General features: G+C 41.1%; 21 protein-coding genes, 1 pseudogene and 1 riboswitch. Of the genes and pseudogenes, 4 read left to right on the top strand and 18 right to left on the bottom strand.

Translation table 11 applies throughout. The features are described from left to right. Positions 1-40 precede the first annotated feature (40 nt). From PQ578_RS10210 to PQ578_RS10200, 3 genes are read left to right on the top strand one after another with little or no spacing between them, the layout of a single operon-like run. Positions 41-313 carry a hypothetical protein gene (locus tag PQ578_RS10210; RefSeq protein WP_273834142.1) on the top strand — a complete coding sequence of 91 codons (273 nt, stop codon included), beginning with the start codon at positions 41-43 and terminating at the stop codon, positions 311-313. Positions 314-361: 48 nt separating this feature from the next. Continuing rightward, positions 362-709 carry a DUF1433 domain-containing protein gene (locus PQ578_RS10205; RefSeq protein ID WP_273834140.1) on the top strand — a complete coding sequence of 116 codons (348 nt, stop codon included), beginning with the start codon at positions 362-364 and terminating at the stop codon, positions 707-709. Between the two features lie 21 nt (positions 710-730). Further along, positions 731-1054 (top strand): right-handed parallel beta-helix repeat-containing protein, encoded by a 324-nt coding sequence (locus PQ578_RS10200; protein WP_273834138.1) that lies wholly within the window; start codon positions 731-733, stop codon positions 1052-1054. Between the two features lie 345 nt (positions 1055-1399). On the opposite strand, the gene PQ578_RS10195 is transcribed toward PQ578_RS10200, so the two are convergent. The 14 genes and pseudogenes from PQ578_RS10195 to PQ578_RS10130 form a co-directional block, all read right to left on the bottom strand. Then, positions 1400-2176, bottom strand: coding sequence for an ABC transporter permease (locus tag PQ578_RS10195; RefSeq protein WP_273834137.1), 777 nt, complete (start codon positions 2174-2176; stop codon positions 1400-1402). Then, complete coding sequence (locus PQ578_RS10190; protein WP_273834961.1) at positions 2173-3063, bottom strand: ABC transporter ATP-binding protein; 891 nt, start codon at positions 3061-3063, stop codon at positions 2173-2175. Before PQ578_RS10190 ends, PQ578_RS10195 begins: the two co-directional genes overlap by 4 nt. 16 nt (positions 3064-3079) lie before the next feature. Next, positions 3080-3280 (bottom strand): PLD nuclease N-terminal domain-containing protein, encoded by a 201-nt coding sequence (locus PQ578_RS10185; RefSeq protein ID WP_273834134.1) that lies wholly within the window; start codon positions 3278-3280, stop codon positions 3080-3082. Between the two features lie 4 nt (positions 3281-3284). After that, a complete protein-coding gene (locus PQ578_RS10180; protein ID WP_273834132.1) occupies positions 3285-3497 on the bottom strand; it encodes a transcriptional regulator in 213 nt (70 codons plus the stop codon). Then, the gene (locus PQ578_RS10175) at positions 3484-3816 is read right to left on the bottom strand and encodes a YxlC family protein (protein ID WP_273834129.1); all 333 of its coding nucleotides are present in this window, start codon (positions 3814-3816) and stop codon (positions 3484-3486) included. The genes PQ578_RS10180 and PQ578_RS10175 overlap by 14 nt, the downstream gene beginning before the upstream one ends. Next, on the bottom strand, positions 3813-4349 hold the full coding sequence (sigY, locus tag PQ578_RS10170; RefSeq protein ID WP_273834127.1) for an RNA polymerase sigma factor SigY: 537 nt from the start codon (positions 4347-4349) through the stop codon (positions 3813-3815). Before sigY ends, PQ578_RS10175 begins: the two co-directional genes overlap by 4 nt. Positions 4350-4497: 148 nt before the next feature. Further along, positions 4498-4820, bottom strand: a pseudogene (locus tag PQ578_RS10165) (hypothetical protein). 26 nt (positions 4821-4846) lie between these two features. Then, positions 4847-6181 (bottom strand): TrkH family potassium uptake protein, encoded by a 1335-nt coding sequence (locus PQ578_RS10160; protein WP_273834125.1) that lies wholly within the window; start codon positions 6179-6181, stop codon positions 4847-4849. Between the two features lie 3 nt (positions 6182-6184). Continuing rightward, complete coding sequence (locus PQ578_RS10155) at positions 6185-6844, bottom strand: potassium channel family protein (RefSeq protein WP_273834123.1); 660 nt, start codon at positions 6842-6844, stop codon at positions 6185-6187. Between the two features lie 134 nt (positions 6845-6978). Then, positions 6979-7128, bottom strand: a riboswitch (cyclic di-AMP (ydaO/yuaA leader). Between the two features lie 211 nt (positions 7129-7339). After that, positions 7340-8083, bottom strand: coding sequence for a type I methionyl aminopeptidase (gene map / locus PQ578_RS10150; RefSeq protein ID WP_273834121.1), 744 nt, complete (start codon positions 8081-8083; stop codon positions 7340-7342). Between the two features lie 178 nt (positions 8084-8261). Further along, positions 8262-8774 (bottom strand): RDD family protein, encoded by a 513-nt coding sequence (locus PQ578_RS10145; RefSeq protein WP_273834119.1) that lies wholly within the window; start codon positions 8772-8774, stop codon positions 8262-8264. 132 nt (positions 8775-8906) lie between these two features. After that, a complete protein-coding gene (locus PQ578_RS10140; RefSeq protein WP_273834116.1) occupies positions 8907-9407 on the bottom strand; it encodes a DinB family protein in 501 nt (166 codons plus the stop codon). A gap of 514 nt (positions 9408-9921) precedes the next feature. Continuing rightward, complete coding sequence (locus PQ578_RS10135; RefSeq protein ID WP_273834114.1) at positions 9922-10668, bottom strand: SDR family oxidoreductase; 747 nt, start codon at positions 10666-10668, stop codon at positions 9922-9924. Between the two features lie 175 nt (positions 10669-10843). Next, on the bottom strand, positions 10844-11260 hold the full coding sequence (locus tag PQ578_RS10130) for a MerR family transcriptional regulator (RefSeq protein WP_273834112.1): 417 nt from the start codon (positions 11258-11260) through the stop codon (positions 10844-10846). Positions 11261-11641: 381 nt separating this feature from the next. Here PQ578_RS10130 and PQ578_RS10125 point away from each other — a divergent pair, with 381 nt between their 5' ends. Then, positions 11642-12220, top strand: coding sequence for a sugar O-acetyltransferase (locus PQ578_RS10125; protein ID WP_273834110.1), 579 nt, complete (start codon positions 11642-11644; stop codon positions 12218-12220). A 472-nt stretch (positions 12221-12692) separates the two neighbouring features. Here PQ578_RS10125 and PQ578_RS10120 read toward each other — a convergent pair whose 3' ends face one another. From PQ578_RS10120 to PQ578_RS10105, 4 genes are read right to left on the bottom strand one after another with little or no spacing between them, the layout of a single operon-like run. Then, positions 12693-13604 (bottom strand): ABC transporter substrate-binding protein, encoded by a 912-nt coding sequence (locus tag PQ578_RS10120; RefSeq protein WP_273834108.1) that lies wholly within the window; start codon positions 13602-13604, stop codon positions 12693-12695. A 19-nt stretch (positions 13605-13623) separates the two neighbouring features. Beyond that, complete coding sequence (locus PQ578_RS10115; RefSeq protein ID WP_273834106.1) at positions 13624-14361, bottom strand: ABC transporter permease; 738 nt, start codon at positions 14359-14361, stop codon at positions 13624-13626. Position 14362: 1 nt separating this feature from the next. Beyond that, a complete protein-coding gene (locus PQ578_RS10110) occupies positions 14363-15358 on the bottom strand; it encodes an ABC transporter ATP-binding protein (RefSeq protein WP_273834104.1) in 996 nt (331 codons plus the stop codon). 16 nt (positions 15359-15374) lie between these two features. Then, positions 15375-16028: an ABC transporter permease gene (locus PQ578_RS10105; protein ID WP_273834102.1), complete on the bottom strand. Its 654-nt coding sequence runs from the start codon at positions 16026-16028 to the stop codon at positions 15375-15377. Positions 16029-16201: the final 173 nt, after the last annotated feature.

Raw genomic sequence — 16201 nt, 5'->3', positions numbered from 1 at the left:
TTTGGCATTAACACTTCTTTTACTTACGGGATGTAGTCTGATGCAAAGTGAGGAATATGACGAGGAAACGATCAAAGAAGCGAAAGCGAGTGTGACAAGCTATATAGAAAATAATTATAAGAGCATTGAACAGATCACGCTGAAGGATCCCTACCAGGGAGAGATGGGAAGTTTCAAACTTGAAGGGAAAGCAAATGGAGAGACTTTTTCAGTAATGTTAAATAACGATTTGACGATTTCAGTGATGTCTATTCAGAGCGAAAATTTTCCAGAGAAGAAAGAAGCGTGTAAGGAGAACATTTGTGACTATTAACGTGACGGAAAAAGTGCTTCTTCCCTTTCCTGATTGCGAGGTGATTTTTTGTTAAGACGACTTCTTATCGTGCTTCTTATGTTCACTGTCCTTGGTGGGTGTAGTTGGGCGGCGTCTTCAGATGAAATGGATGATGATGAAACCATTGCAAAAGCGGAGGCTTCCACACAAAATTACATCAAGAGCAACTTCAAAGAGATCCAATCCGTTGAAATCACAAGCGTCTATCAAAATGAAATGGGTGGCATGACGGTAGAGGGATCGGTGAATAACGGAGAGGGCACTTTTTCTGCAGGGATTGAAAATGATTTTTCGGTTGGAAGTGTTGGGGTAAGCGAGACTTTTCCGGATCGAAAAGAGGACTGTATGGAGCGCACATGTACATATGAGCACTGATTTGATGTGAGGTGAAATGGAATGAAGTCCTATAGAAGTGCTTTTCTCGCTTTGGTGATCCTTTTTAGTGGATGCCAGGCAGAAACGTATGATGAGGAGACCATCCAAAAAGCAACCGAAGCAGCGGAAAGCTATATGGTGAACAACTTTTTAATAGAAGAAATAACATTAGGCGCGCCCTATCAAACGGAAATGGGCGGTATGGCGATTGATGGTACGGTGAATCAAGGGGAGGATTTCACCATCAACCTCGAAAACGATTTTACAGTCGCCGGGTTAGCCATTCGTAGCGGTGATTTTCCCCCTCGGAAAAAGGGGTGTGAAGAAAGAGTTTGTGATTATTAAAGATTGCTTTGAGATGGCTCTATGGGCGGAGAAGCTGAGTTTTCCGCTGGGATCGAAAACGATTTTTCAGTAGGAAGTATCGGGTTAGGAGAGGGATTTCCGGAAATAAAGAACGCATGTCGAGAGGAAACGTGTGAATACTGAGCAAATCCGCGCTCTCGGTTTGTGCATAGTGCTCTTTATTAGCCAAATTCCAGATATATTGTCCAAAATCCATTTTTATTGGCCATAATCAAAATATATTGGCCAAAACCACATTTTATTAGCTAACGAGAATCATTCCAACAAACGACGTATAGCCACCCCTCCCCCCATCCCCATCTCACCCAAAAAAACCCTCCCCCTCTAATAACGCCTATACTTCTTCATCACCATGACGCCCGCTATAAATAGCAAAAGAGATAACGTCGCGGTACTACCGATGACAGTCCATGCTGACTCGGTCCACCGTTGTTCGACTAAAACCTTCGTCGCTTCTCCCCTTATATTTCCTGGACTCCATTCCATGAATCTCGGAAGGAGTGAAGTCAGCAGGCCGATTAGCGCTAGAAAGAGAAGACTGACGCCAGCGATCGCGCTACTCTGCCGGATGATGGTCCCAACAAAAATCGTAACGCAAACGACAAAGAGCACCCAGAAGCAGTACATGACGAGGCTGCTCAACATGACCCGCCAGTCGACCGGAGTAAATAATAAATTTGTATAATACCAGGTGAGGCAGTAGCTTAAGATAAGTGATAGCAGCAAGAGAGCAAGCTGTGCCACAGTCTTACTACCTAAGTATTGCCACTCGTTAACGGGTCTCACCATAACAAGCGTAATGGAACCGTTTTGTCGTTCCTGAGCAATCACATTCATGGTTGCGAGAACGAACAGAAGGGTACCGATCGTACCATATTGAGATAGGGCGCCGCTCAATACTTCTTCACCCGTAGGTGTCGGGATCGTGATACTAGCTCCTTCTGGTAGATTACCGGCCATATCGAGAATTTGTGGCATATAGTAACTTGTTAAGGGTTGCGAGATGCCGATGATCATCAGTACGACCGGAAGCCAGATCCATTTTCCATTCCGCATTAGCTCGATGATTTCTTTGTGTAATAGCGTTAGAAACCGGTTCATTGTCTCACAACCTTCATATAAGCATCTTCTAATGAATCATGCATCATTTCAAAGTGAGTTACTGCTCTATTCCGGTTAATGAGCTCCTGTAACAGCTCATTTGGGTGAACATGCGCATGAAGTCTCACCTTCACTGTTTTAAGATCAATGTATTCATAAGCATCGATGATCTCCAGCTGTTCAATAATCCCGTTCATCGGTTCTTCGGTTTGTAATTTAATTGGCAATAAATCAAATTCTTTACGCAAAGAAGGTAATGAACCTTTCCACTTTAGACAGCCATCTTGCAGAATAAGAACTTCATCGCAAATTTGCTGTGCATCGTGTAAGATATGGGTCGAAAATAGTACCGTCATGTCTTGTTTCAGTTCTTCGATCAAGTGGAGGAAATCTCGCCTTCCTTTTGGATCGAGCGCTGATACCGGTTCATCTAGTATGAGAAGCTTCGGTTTGTGTAGCAAAGCCTGCGCTAAGCCGAGGCGTTGTTTCATTCCGCCGGAGAAGCCTCCGATTTTTTTATTCATCGCCTCTTCTAAACTTACAAACCTTAACGTCTCCTGTACACGAGCTTGAAGCTGTTCCTTTGGAATAGAGGATAGCTTCCCGGCGAAAAACAGAAATTCTTTGGCTGTCATCCAATTAAAAAAGGATGGGTGCTGAGGTAAAAAGCCAATCAATGGCCGATAGTCTTTCTCAGCATATCCTTTAAATTGGATGGCGCCTGAGTCAGGTGTGAGGAGGCGAGCTAACATCTGTAGCGTCGTCGTTTTACCCGCTCCATTTGGACCTAACAAGGCGATACAACTCCCCTCACGTATGCTGAATGAGAGGTTCGAGACCGCTCTTTTTTCTTTGTATTGTTTCGATAGATTGTCGATGTTAACCAGCATGATTTCCCACCCCCTAACTGTTTTTACGTCCGATCACAAAGTAAAGAATCGCCCCAAAGAGATTCACAAACAGAATTAGAAGGATCCACATCCATTTAGGTCCGTTTGTTTCCTTTTGCTTGATGCAGCTCACAAGCGCTGAAATGGTTAAGATCGCCTGCAAGATCAATAGTGGCGCAACTAGTGCCCAGTTTATGTCGTTCAAAGCTTCCATGTTTTCAACTCCTCTCCTTTTTTATTTTTCGTTTATATGGCCACACGACGAACAGCAAGTAAAATAATGTTGGCATCGGTAATTGAATCAATCCCCAGATCCCCCATAGCCACGGGTAACTGCCTTTTTTCTTGGCATCGACAAAGAGAAGCATGCTCTGGGTGAGTAACAAGAGAATCAGAATCGGAACAAGAGCAAAGAGCTCAAGGTTTGTCATGGCTGACCACTCCTTTCTTATTCACTTTCTTATAAGTGAAATAGACACCAAAAGGAACGATCAGGCTGGCCACGACCTGGATGATCAGAAAGAAGATCGGAGCTTGAAAAAGACTAACGGTGACGGCTGTTAAAATCACGAGCGCTGTTAACAGGAAGAGCGCACTTTCAAGATAAAAGGCTTTTTTCTTTTTTTGTTGGAACATCAGAAGTTGCTCCTGCATATCTACCTTTGAAAGTGATTCTTTTCCAAGATCGTCAATTTGCTGCCAATCCTTTTTAAGGTGTTGCACTATCTTTTTATCTTCCTTGTCATTCACGGCATATCCAACTCCTTTCGTAACTTTTGTATCCCCGTGTGCACCCTGGATTTCACAGTTCCTGTACGGATGCCGAGCATTTTTCCTATTTCATCATACGAGTAGCCATAATAGTGACGTAGCAAGATCGGAACTCTTAACGTTGAGTCTAACGTGTTAAAATCTGTAAAAAGGTCGCTCCAGTTCATTCCTTTCGTACTTGCCTCCCACGCCAGCTTTCGCGATAGGGCATGCTTTTCGTCTTCCACCCATTTCCTCTCTCGTTTTTGTGTTCGAAGCATATCCATGTAAAGCCTTGAAGCAATTGAGATCATCCAGGTGGAGAATTTCGCTCCTCCTTTATAAGAAGATAGCTTCACATAACACTTCATCATCGTCTCCTGAGCAAGATCGACGCTAGTCTCTTCATTTAAGGTTAGCTTTAAAAGATATTTATAGAGGAAAGCATAATAGCACTGAAAAAGCTGAGTGAACGCATCATCGTTTCCAGCTTGTGCCTGCTGAATTAATTGAATCTCCTCCTCGCGTTCCATACAACCCTCTCCTTTACCTGCACCTATATGACGCTGACCTCGTTGAAATCGTTCATTTTAATTTTATGACAATCTTTTCTAAAAAGGATACATGAAAAAAGCTAACTTCCTTGGTTTCGAAAGTTAGCTTTTCCTTCTCTTTTCATTTTTAACGTTTCAAAACCGACAAATACTCTTTCCATGGCCCAACATCTTTTCTATACCTTTCTGCCATCACTCTTCTGATTTGAGACATGTGAGTAAAATCGTGTACAAACCAAGTTGCTAGCAATGCCTTTAGTTTTACTTCACCGAATGCGGAATGTTAGTTCTGTCACTCTCGATCAGGTGGTCAATGACTTCAAAGACATTCCATGTCCCTTCTCCTTCGTTCGTCACTAACCAGCCATTCGATAATCCAGCGAGCAACCCTTCTAATGACCGCGGCGTTCGTTCTAATATCCGAATCGCTTCATCCAGGTTAAAATTCATGTGATCATCCCCCTTTTTTCCGATTATTATCCAGTAAACAGGTCTTCATCAGGATAACGTATATTCGTTCGGTCTGGTTGTGCTAATGAAAAGGCAAGAGTGAGTGGGCCAAGCTTTCCTAAAAACATGATAAAGACGATGGCAATCCTTCCTATTGTGGACAAATCGCCTGTAATGCCCATCGATAATCCGACGGTCCCAAAAGCAGAGATAACCTCAAAAACAATTTCAATAAAAGAATGATTTTCGGTCAAAACGAGAACAAAAATGGTCAAATACACAGTCATGATGCTAATCATTGTAATCGCAAGCGCTTTTAATACGATATGTTTTCTGATTGTTCTTCCATAAATAACAGGATCACTTTTCCCACGAAGAAAGGTAATGACAGCCATAATAATCACAAAAGCTGTCGTTAGTTTAATTCCTCCACCAGTAGAAGTACTGCCTGCCCCGATAAACATTAAAACAAACATAAAGAAAGCCGTGTCAATTCCAATCCCACTTATATCAACACTATTAAACCCGGCTGTTCTTGTCGTCACCGCCTGAAAATAGGAACCCCATAACTTATCACCAAGTGATAAGTTGGCTAGCGTTTGCGGATTGTGATACTCCAAAATAAAAAACGTGAACATGGCGATGAGATTAATCACAACCGTCCCTGTCAGCATGACTTTAGAGTGAAGGGCCATTTCACGGAAGGTTTTGCTCCGAATAAGATCGTTTAGAACGGTAAACCCAATTCCTCCGACAATAAATAGAAATGAAATAACAATATTGACAATAGGATCACCTACATAATCCATTAAACTGTTAGACCAGATGGAAAAACCAGCATTATTAAAAGCAGAGATCGAATGAAAAAAACTGGCATACGTTCCGGCCTGCCACCCCATTTCAGGTACCCATCGCGCTGCGAGGATAACAAAGCCTATCGCTTCAACGGCTAAAGAGAAAATCAAAATGTTCTTTACTAATTTGACAACCCCGCCTATCGAGGTTTGGTTGGTTGCCTGTTGCACGAGTAAACGGTGTTTCATGCCAATTTTACGGCCCAGCACCATGAAGATTAAAACCGCAAACGTCATGATTCCGAGTCCACCAAGCTGGATTAATGAAACAATGACAATTTCACCAAATAGCGTAAACGCTTGGCCTGTATCAACGACCACTAGTCCAGTTACCGTCATGGCGGATGTGGCTGTAAATAATGCATCCACCCACGTAATCCCATCTGTCGTAGCAAAAGGCAATTTCAATAATCCTGTTCCAACAAAAATCAAGACGACGAAAACAAAGATAAGTACTTGCGGAGGACTAAGTTTAATAAACTTTAAGGCAAACCGATTTGTCATCATCCCTTATACCCCTGACTGTTCAAATCGCTCAAGATTGTCGTTGTTTCCAATCAGGACTAAGACATCCTCTTTCTCGATCGTCGACTCAGCAGCAGGAGACACAAGGATGTTTTTATCTTTTTTCTTAATCGCTACCACCGTGACACCAAACCTTCCTCTGATATCCAGTTTACGTAACGACTTCCCAGATATTTTCTGTGTGGCAATCACTTCGATAATACTATATTCATCAGACAGCTCGACGTAATCGATGATCTTTTCAGAAACCACATGATGGGCTACGCGTTTCGCCATTTCACTCTCTGGGTGAATAATATGATCCGCCCCTATTTTTTCAAGTACTTTATGATGATAATCATTTTTTGCTTTCACCCACACCTTCTTAACGCCCATTTCTTTTAAGAGCAGAGTTGTTAAAATACTGGATTGGAGATCATCCCCGTGGGAAACAAAAACGTGATCAAAATTCCGTATACCAATTCGCTGTAAATTCCCTTCAACTGTTGCATCTAATACGAGCGTTTGCGTCGCATGAGACGAGTATTCATTGACGCGCTGGCTATCTTTATCGATTCCAAGAACTTCGACATTCCGCCTATTCAACTCTTTACAAAGCGTTCCCCCAAATCTCCCAAGTCCAATTATGGCAAAACTTTTTTTCATAATGTCTTCTCCCCTCAATTGCCATCCCATTATGCTCTTAATCTGTCCATCACCTATCAGGATAACTCTTTTTGCGCACAAAAAAGACCACAGACAAATTAGCCTGTGATCCTAAATTTCGAACACAAGTTTCATCGTCTTCCCTCATAACGCTTACGGAGTTAGCTGTCGGATTCGGGCTATAAGAGTAGCCCTACCTATGCTTCCATAGGATTCACCCCAAGCAGTAAACTGCATCAAAATTGGGTCCCCCGCACCATAATAGGTTTAAGCGATTTAAGATTAAGAAACGGTTGATTGATATAACTGAGACATAGTTTACTCCTGAATATATAAAATGTAAATACTTTTTATGCATCCCAAAGAAAGACCGTCTGTTTCGATTAGAACCGCATAAAAAAGAGCCTATCTACTTACAGATAAGCTCCGATATAACGGAACAAAGAACACGATCCAATATTCTTAAATTGCGTCCGATTGCGGTACTGGTGCTTTTTACAATGTCGTAATAATTGGTCCTTCATTTGTAAGAATAACCGTATGTTCGTATTGAGCCACAAAGCTTTCATTGGTTAGGAGGGTCCATCCATCTTCGGATTGGAAAACTTCCTCTTCAAATGTAGAGATCATAGGTTCAAAGGCAATTACCATACCATCTTTTAAAATTTCATCATCCCAACTAGCGAAATAATTAAAAATATGTTTAGGTTCTTCATGAAGCGAACGCCCAATACCGTGCCCAGTAAGATTTTTTATGACTGTTAAACCATGGCGTTTCGCTGCATTGTGTGCAGCCTTTCCGAGAGCACTTTTTTTTGAACCTGGCTTTGCCTGCTTAAGTCCAGTATTGAATGCCTCTTTAGAAACGTCACATATTTTTTGTAATGCCGCCTCGCCTTTCCCAACTACAAAGGAAATTCCAGTATCTGCGTAATATCCGTTTTTTGAACCTGAAACATCTATATTGACTAAATCTCCTTCATGGATGACCCGATTCCTCTTTGGAATCCCATGCGCCACTTCTTTATTTATACTAATACACGTATACCCAGGAAAACCGTATTCTCCTTTGGGCGCAGATTGAGCTTCTGCCTTTTCAAACATCTCTCTTGCAATTTCATCGAGTTCTTTTGTGGTAATTCCGGGTTTCGTACTAAGGACTAATTCATCTCGAATCGCTCCACAAATTTCACCAATTATTTTCAATCCCTCAAAATCTTTTTTAGTCTTTGCAACCATTGATATCACCGCTTTTTAATGTATTTTATGATTAGTATTCCATTTAGTTTCTAGCATAACCTGCACGGGTTTTTCTTCAACAATCTCGCCCTTAAACTACATGGAGCGCTTACTTTTTATGAAGCAAACACTCCGAGTTAGTGCAATAAAAATTTTAAATATCACATAGGTATGTTATTTAGACTTTAACCACATGTGTTTTTGCCACTATATCGTAAAGGGATTGTTTCTTTCTCGTAAAAATGGCTGTTAATATGTATGCAAATATAAGTACATAGATGAGTCCGCCTAACAAATAGTGGGTGAACGGTACTTCGCCATCACCTATATAAATTAGTCGATATACAAGGAAATGTGACAACTCCCAAGGCAAAAACTTTAGGATTGTCCGAAAAGTTGCATGCAGCATTGATAATGCCTCTCCTTTGCTTCCAACAACACGTATACCAGCTTTCCTTTTTCCAAAAGACTGTTCAACAACGTTCGAATCACTAATAATAAAATAAAGTGATACAGGTAAAGTTACCAATAAAAACCCTGTAAACTGAGCTAAAATTAGTGAACCGGTGAAGAATCTCTGTAAGGATGGAAATAGAAATACACTGAAAATAAAAAGTCCGACTAAATAAATGAGAATAAGTATGTAATCAATAATGAAAGCTTTGAAGCGGAGTAAAAATGAGGCATTCATTAACACGCCCTCTTTCGTTTGGAGTTGTAAGTCTACTAAACTGCTCCGTTAGCATAATAAGCGATAGCCGGTGTACAGCTATCGCTCCGAATTAGTTGAAGAAGGGCAACCAATTCATAATGTAATTCCCACCTATAATATGTAACTTTCCAACTCCTCTTTTTGACGCAAATGATGATGAAAATGCATCATAACCAAATCATACCATTCCTTTGCATTTAGCCAGCCGAACCCTCCATGTTCAACTTTATAATTTGAATAAATATCATTCACTTTCGATTCCCAATGACTCAACCTTTGCATTAACTGATCCATCCTCCTAATTAGGTCCTCCTTGCTGTCTGTATTATTTGGTGGAGAATTTAGTTCATCTGGTAATCTTATTTTAATAGGTGGAAAGCCTCCGTTCTTATATAATTCCTCACCAAACTGGGTTTTCCCAAGAACTTGTTCCTCATTTGATATAGAACATGTTTCCATATTATCTAGATACTCATGGGCAACAACAATTAAATGGTCATACATCTGCCCAATAGACCAAACCCCTTCTTTCGAGATATATCTTAGCTGTTCCAATGAATAAGTGTAAAGATCACTTTTGAAAGTAAGAAGCAGTTTATGATTGGCACTCATTTAAATACTCCTTTGTAATAGTCAAATAAAAATCTGACAATTAGTTTTGTATTTATGAATAACTATACTATTAATAATGACAAATACCTGCCCCCATAGTTGAACAAGCAATTTATTAATATAAAGCTGCCCTATTCATTAAGACTCAGTTTCAAGGTAATCATCCTGTCACTTAAAAACAATTATATATAAATCAACTTTGTGACATATGTATCGCATAACGTCTCCAAATTATTAAACCTTGAGAAACATAAATTCCCTGGTGCATAGTTAAGAATAAAACAAACTCCTCTCAGAAATTTAGAAACTCATGAGAGGAGTTTAAATTTAGTAAAGGATTAAATACCAGTTAATCTCCAGTCACAAAAACGTTTCGAAGAAATCCATATTCCTAAAAAGGTTTAACCCCTCGTGAAAGAGGGGTTAAACTCTTAATAAGTCTAAATAAGCACTTCTCAGGAGTGCGAATAGCATAGACCACTGTCTCTGCAACTTCCTCAAGAATCTAAACCAATTACCAGGGTTGAGTAGTTGGGCCTACTGTAAACTCATTTATATTCGTGTCTTCTGGTTGATCTATTGCAAAAGCCACAACATTCGCCACTCTGTCTGATGCAATTCCATATTCTTCATACATTTCTGTTGCACCAGATAACGTATCTTCATCTGTAATGGATTCAAGCAGCTCTGTATTGATTGCTGCTGGATATAGAGTGGCTGTACGGATATTAGAACCTTCCATAGCTGATTCCATACGTAAAACTTCCATCATATTTTTTAGTGCCCATTTTGTTGCGCCATAAACCCCGCCGCCAGGATAAAATTTTAATCCAGCAACAGAAGAAGTAGCAAGAACATGTCCGGATTTTTGCTCTTTGAAGGTTGGAAGTACAGCCGCAATACCGTTGAGTACGCCTTTGATGTTAATGTCAATCATGTCATTCCATTCGTCCACTTTCAAAGCTGAGAATGGAGAATTAGGCATAATTCCCGCGTTCAAGAAAATGGCATCTATTTTACCGAATTGTTCTTTTGCTAGTTCTACTAATTTTTGATTATCTTCTGGATTGGTTACATCAGTTACGCGATAAACCGATTCTCCACCTTCTTCCAGAATGTCAGAAGATATCTTTTTTAGGTTTTCTTCTCGACGAGCACCCAAAACGACTTTTGCTCCTTTTCTTGCTAATAATTTTGCTGTTGCTTCCCCAATACCTGAACTTGCACCAGTAATTACAACCACTTTGTTTTTAATTGCCATCTTAATATTCATCCTTTCAAGTCTTGATTTTTTTAGTGCGATTTACATGAGTAGTATAAAAGCTACAGTTAACTCTAGGTCAAGCGATTATTTTTTGGGAAAGTAAAGGTACCGTAGCACATAAGGAATCAATTTTTCTGTTAAACAAAAGCCACCTCACTTCAGGTGGCTTTTGTTATTGAGAAGAATAAACCTCTATTTTATCGTCTTTATGAATCTCTTCTGTTCCAGCTTCCAATGCCGTTTGATAATACCAGCATTTATGCTTGATCAATTCCATTGTCTTGTTTAGTTCTTTAAGTTGCGTTTCCACTGTCGCTTTTCGTTCTATAAACAGTTCATATCTTTCCTGTAATGTCGAATCTCCTTCCATACACCAGTCAAAGAACGTTTTAATCTCCTTAAGAGGCATCCCGGTGGATTTCAAACATTCCATTATTCGTAAAGCTTCGATATCGGAATCTTTAAATACGCGTACGCCACTCTCGGTCCGTTCAACAAAAGGTAAAAGCCCCTCCTTATCGTAGTAACGTAAAGTGTAAACCGTAAGATTCAATTTTGTTGCAACTTCGCTGATCGAATAAGTCTTCATCCTAATTCTCCTTCCTTATACTTTTCATTATTTTATTTAACTGATCTACAGAGTTAATACGTGCGTTCCTGTTAAAGTCCATTTTCCAATCCACTGTACTTCGCTTTCATTTTTATCTAGTAAAAATACCTTTGGTCCTAGGTCTATTTTTCTTCCCGTTATTAAAAACTTGTTTTCTATATGATACACATTTTACAACCTAGAGTTAACTCTAGGTCAAAGGAATTCATAAATATCCAATTTACATGCATCCGTAGCGTGATAGAAGGAAGGAAAAAAAGTTGTGTTGCCGATCATTTCATTTTCCTCTTTGCCTTAGAGTTACCTATAAGGTATAGAATGATAATAAGGAACTTTAGTATGTAAACAAGGAGAGTGCATATGGATCTCAACGAATTTTTAGCGCAAATGAATAATGGCGAATCGGTAGAAGGAGGGTCTGAGGCACATCAAGTGATGCATAAGGTTTCACAGGAAGCCTTGAAAATAACAGCCCAGCTAAACGGGAAGTATCATCCCCCTGAACAAGTACGTGAATTGTTTTCAAAGCTGATTGGAAAACCAGTTGACAGCAGCTTCGCGATGTTCCCTCCCTTTTCTTCTGATTGCGGCAAGAACATCGAAGTAGGGAAGAATGTATTCATCAATTCCGGCTGCCGCTTCCAAGACCAGGGAGGCATTTCAATTGGAGATGGGGTCTTAGTCGGACATAATGTTGTGTTGGCTACGCTTAATCATGACGTCGATCCTAAGAAGCGAGGTACGTTACATCCCGCTCCCATAAAAATCGGTAACGATGTCTGGATCGGCGCAAATGCTACCGTCGTCCCTGGGGTAACCATCGGGGAAGGTGCGATTATCGCTGCAGGGTCCGTCGTCACAAAAGACGTCCCTGCAAACGTCATTGTCGGAGGCGTTCCCGCAAAGGAATTAAAGAAAATCGATACGGAACAGAAATAATTTTTCAACAGACAGGTGTTTAAGGCATCTGTCTTTTTTAGCGGTAAATTAAAAAGAGGCCGATTCAACGGCCTGTTAAATATCGTCATTATCAATCATCCATGTGCCAAGAACTAATTTAGGAATCTCAATTCCTTTCGATAGTGTATGCGTTTCCTTCAACATCATAGGGAGCATCTCCGTTTAGTTAGTAGTAATCGGCAATCTCCGTGCCAGGAAGCAATCAATGACATATACGTATATGTCATTGATTTACATGAAGTGTATTCTCTAGAGTTAACTCTAGGTCAAGAATAAACATATTGGCCAAAAGCCAATTTTATTAGCTAACTAGAATCATTCTAACCTTAGCGTACGAACGCCATGCGGGTGGCTCAGTTCCCTCATCTTAAGCTTGCTAAAGTTTCTTTCTAAATGAAAAGGCCTTTCCCAGACTGTATATCGGGGAAAGGCCTTTTTGAGGCTAAACTCTCTACTCTTCCAATAACCCATTCTCCACAAGCCAATCATACGCAACAACGGAGACACTGTTTCCTTCAATGTCTACCTTGTAGTTTAACTCTCGCATAATGTCGCTGTTTAGCTGTTCGGCAAGTGGTTTTGTGATTTCTTTTACTTCCGGATATTTTTCATAGACGTCTTCATTAATCGTCACTGCTGCTGTATAAGGAGGAAAGAAATTCTTGTCATCCTCCAATGTAATTAAGTTATATTCAACAATGGTGGGATCGGTTTCAAACGCGACCGATACGTCAACGTCGCCATTGTCTAATGCTCGTTGCGTTAATCCGATGTCCATCTGATTAATTTGATTTGTATCGAATTGAAATCCGTACGTTTTTTCTACCCCAGGAATGCCATCTGGACGGTTCGCAAATTCGGCGTCAGAGGCAATGGAAAGCTCGCCGGGATGGTCATTCATATAAGCTGCGAGATCGCTGATGGATTGAATCCCTAATTCCTTTGCCTGCTCTTCTCTCATGGCAAGAGCGTACGTGTTGTTCACGTTAGACATGTTCATCCAGTGAATATCATTTTCTTTCCCATCAATCTCTTTTACTTTCTGAAACGCTTTGGCAGGATCAGCGATGGTATCCTGCCCCATATAAGTAAGAAGCGCCGTACCTGTGTACTCCCACATCAAGTCGACCTGCTCATTCTCTAGGGCTTTCCTGACAACGGTACTACTTAAGTTATTCATTTGCTTCACATCATAGCCAGCATCCTCCAGAAGGAAAGCCGTCATTTCTGAGAGCAAGTACTGTTCGGTATAGTTCTTCCCACCAACTGAAATTTGTTTCCCACCAATTCCAACCGTTGAGCAGGAGGTTAACATCGCTAAGATCATCACGAAGATGATTCCACTAAACACCTTGCTTTTCACATCAACACCTCCTATCCCATTACAATTCTTGTGATGGCTTCGAGCCTTCAGGAACGATGAGACGCTCAAGTAGTCGAAGCAAATAGTCGACAAAAATAGCGAGTAGCGTAACAGGGATCGCACCGGAAATTAAGTAGCCATTATCAAACAGCTGAATGCCAGTGAAAATCCATACCCCAAGACCGCCTCCACCGACAACGTAAGCTAGCGCAGCCGTTCCGATATTTAGTACAATCGCCGTCCGAACTCCCGCTAAGATGGAGTAGGCTGCATTTGGCAATTCGATTCGAAACAGAATTTGGATCGGCTTCATCCCCATTCCTCTCGCTGCATCAATTAAATTTTCATCAATGGAATCAATTCCAGCGACGGTATTGCGATACATCGGCAGAAGAGAATAGATAAACAGGGCAAATACGGCTGTTTGAAAGCCAATCCCAAGAATACTAATCATCAAGGCGAGCACGGCAAGACTGGGAATCGTTTGGCCGAGGTTTACGGTATTTGAGACAACCCACTCCGCTCGTCGAAATGGCTTCCTTGTCACGAGAATTCCACCAGGTATCGCAATGAGTAAGGCGAGCACCGATGAAACAAGCACAAGCTGTAAGTGCTGTTTAACTAAATGCCAAAATGTTGTTGATTCCGTAAAAATATAATCGAAATAATGATTACGGATTGCCCAAAAGAAGAACAAAGCGACGAGCCCATAAACGGTATAGCGTACAACAAGACTAATAACTTTCTTCTTATTCATGTTATACCCCCTCTAGGACTGGGGCTGGTTTTGCTTTGATTTCGTAATGAAGGTACTTCTGAACAATATCAATCGTGATCGCACCGAGCTTGTTTCCGTCATCATCACTGACTATCACCTGATCTGCTTCCTGGTTCAGTAGCATGGATAAGGTGTTTCGAAGATCGTGGTTTACATTAATCGTCTTTGTGTCAGCAATCGCATCATCAAATTCTGCAAGACCAATCATTTCACGAAGATCCTGGATCGTATGTAAACTTAAGCTTTTAATGGCCCTGTCTTTTCCAAAGAACTCTCGAACGAATTCATTCTTAGGACGGACCAACATCTCAGAAGGCGTGTCATATTGCATCAGCTCTCCACCACGGAGAAGCACAATTTTATCGGCCATTTTGATCGCTTCGTCAATATCGTGACTGACAAACAAAATCGTTTTCTTGACTTCCTTTTGGATTTGCAAAAATTCATCCTGAATTTTCTCACGGATAATCGGATCAAGTGCTCCAAAAGGTTCATCCATGAGCATAACTGGGGGATCTGCCGCGAGTGCGCGGATAACTCCGATGCGCTGCTGCTGTCCTCCGGAAAGTTCATGCGGATACCGCTTTCCAAATTTCTCTCCGCTTAATCCAATCATCTCCATTAGCTTGTGGAACCGTTCTTTCTTATCCTTCTTACTCCAGCCTAAGAGATCCGGAACGATCATCGTATTCTCTTCAATGGTCATGTTCGGGAACAAACCATTGCTTTGAATCACGTAGCCGATTTTTCTTCTTAAGGCCGTTTGGTTTAGTGACATTGAATCTTGTCCATCAATGGTGATTTTCCCATCCGAGATCGACTCAAGTCGGTTAACCATTCGGAGCAGTGTCGTTTTTCCGCAGCCAGATGGGCCTAATAGAACCACAATTTCACCTTTTTCTACGGTAAAATCGACCCCTTTGACGGCGGTGACATTGCCTTCATATGTTTTCGTCGTTTTGTCAAACGTAATCATTCGTACACCTCACTCCTTAATTAGCAATGCTTTTCGGCGTGAACCGTTTTTGAATCCATAGTAAGATGCCATCCGCAATCATGGCTAGAATCGCAACAGCAACTGAGCCGGTAATGATCAAATAGTTATCTCCTCGTGAGATGCCCTGCGTAATTAACACACCAAGACCGCCCGCTCCGATATAGGCAGCGATGACACCGATGCCGATGTTGATGACAACAGCTGTGCGAATACCCGCCATAATCACTGGAAACGCATTTGGAATCTCTACTCGGAACAAACGTTGGATGGGCTTCATCCCGAGCCCAATCGCAGCATCCCTCATTTGAGGATTAACGTTACGAATCGCGGTGTATGTATTCCGAATAATCGGAAGCTGGGCATAGAGAACCAATGCCACAAAAGCTGGTACAAACCCGATCCCCTGATTTACGATCGAGAAGACAGGAATCATAACACCAAATAACGCAATACTTGGAATCGTTAACATAACAGACGCAATCTGTAGAACTGTTTCGGCCAGATAGTCATTTGTCGTTAAATAGATTCCTAGCGGTACACCAATGAGGAGCGCTACTAGGATAGCTAACCCTACTAAAATGGCGTGCTCAATCGTCAAATCAAAAATGCGAGAAGAATTTACTTCAAGAAACTTCATCCATTTTTCCAAAATTACACCTCCATCCCCTTAATATTCCTAAAGAACTACATGATTAATGGTAACATAGTCCTTCCGGTTTTTGGCGCTTTCCCACAGGAAAGTACAGAAATGGTAGAAATGGTGCCTGTCACCACCCGGAATATGGCGAATGATGTCGACATGACGTTCTCAGCTTACTTCCT

Origin of the sequence: Guptibacillus sedimenti, from assembly GCF_028610665.1 — a bacterium.
Lineage (GTDB): Bacteria > Bacillota > Bacilli > Bacillales > Guptibacillaceae > Guptibacillus > Guptibacillus sedimenti.
This window is presented reverse-complemented; position numbering and strand designations above follow the sequence as displayed.

Coding starts and splice junctions, on each gene's coding strand:
- PQ578_RS10210 (WP_273834142.1), top strand. CDS start 41: ATGCAAAGTGAGGAATATGACGAGGAAACGATCAAAGAAGCGAAAGCG.
- PQ578_RS10200 (WP_273834138.1), top strand. CDS start 731: ATGAAGTCCTATAGAAGTGCTTTTCTCGCTTTGGTGATCCTTTTTAGT.
- PQ578_RS10195 (WP_273834137.1), bottom strand. CDS start 2,176: ATGAACCGGTTTCTAACGCTATTACACAAAGAAATCATCGAGCTAATG.
- PQ578_RS10185 (WP_273834134.1), bottom strand. CDS start 3,280: ATGGAAGCTTTGAACGACATAAACTGGGCACTAGTTGCGCCACTATTG.
- PQ578_RS10180 (WP_273834132.1), bottom strand. CDS start 3,497: ATGACAAACCTTGAGCTCTTTGCTCTTGTTCCGATTCTGATTCTCTTG.
- sigY (WP_273834127.1), bottom strand. CDS start 4,349: ATGGAACGCGAGGAGGAGATTCAATTAATTCAGCAGGCACAAGCTGGA.
- PQ578_RS10160 (WP_273834125.1), bottom strand. CDS start 6,181: ATGATGACAAATCGGTTTGCCTTAAAGTTTATTAAACTTAGTCCTCCG.
- PQ578_RS10155 (WP_273834123.1), bottom strand. CDS start 6,844: ATGAAAAAAAGTTTTGCCATAATTGGACTTGGGAGATTTGGGGGAACG.
- map (WP_273834121.1), bottom strand. CDS start 8,083: ATGGTTGCAAAGACTAAAAAAGATTTTGAGGGATTGAAAATAATTGGT.
- PQ578_RS10145 (WP_273834119.1), bottom strand. CDS start 8,774: ATGAATGCCTCATTTTTACTCCGCTTCAAAGCTTTCATTATTGATTAC.
- PQ578_RS10140 (WP_273834116.1), bottom strand. CDS start 9,407: ATGAGTGCCAATCATAAACTGCTTCTTACTTTCAAAAGTGATCTTTAC.
- PQ578_RS10135 (WP_273834114.1), bottom strand. CDS start 10,668: ATGGCAATTAAAAACAAAGTGGTTGTAATTACTGGTGCAAGTTCAGGT.
- PQ578_RS10130 (WP_273834112.1), bottom strand. CDS start 11,260: ATGAAGACTTATTCGATCAGCGAAGTTGCAACAAAATTGAATCTTACG.
- PQ578_RS10125 (WP_273834110.1), top strand. CDS start 11,642: ATGGATCTCAACGAATTTTTAGCGCAAATGAATAATGGCGAATCGGTA.
- PQ578_RS10115 (WP_273834106.1), bottom strand. CDS start 14,361: ATGAATAAGAAGAAAGTTATTAGTCTTGTTGTACGCTATACCGTTTAT.
- PQ578_RS10110 (WP_273834104.1), bottom strand. CDS start 15,358: ATGATTACGTTTGACAAAACGACGAAAACATATGAAGGCAATGTCACC.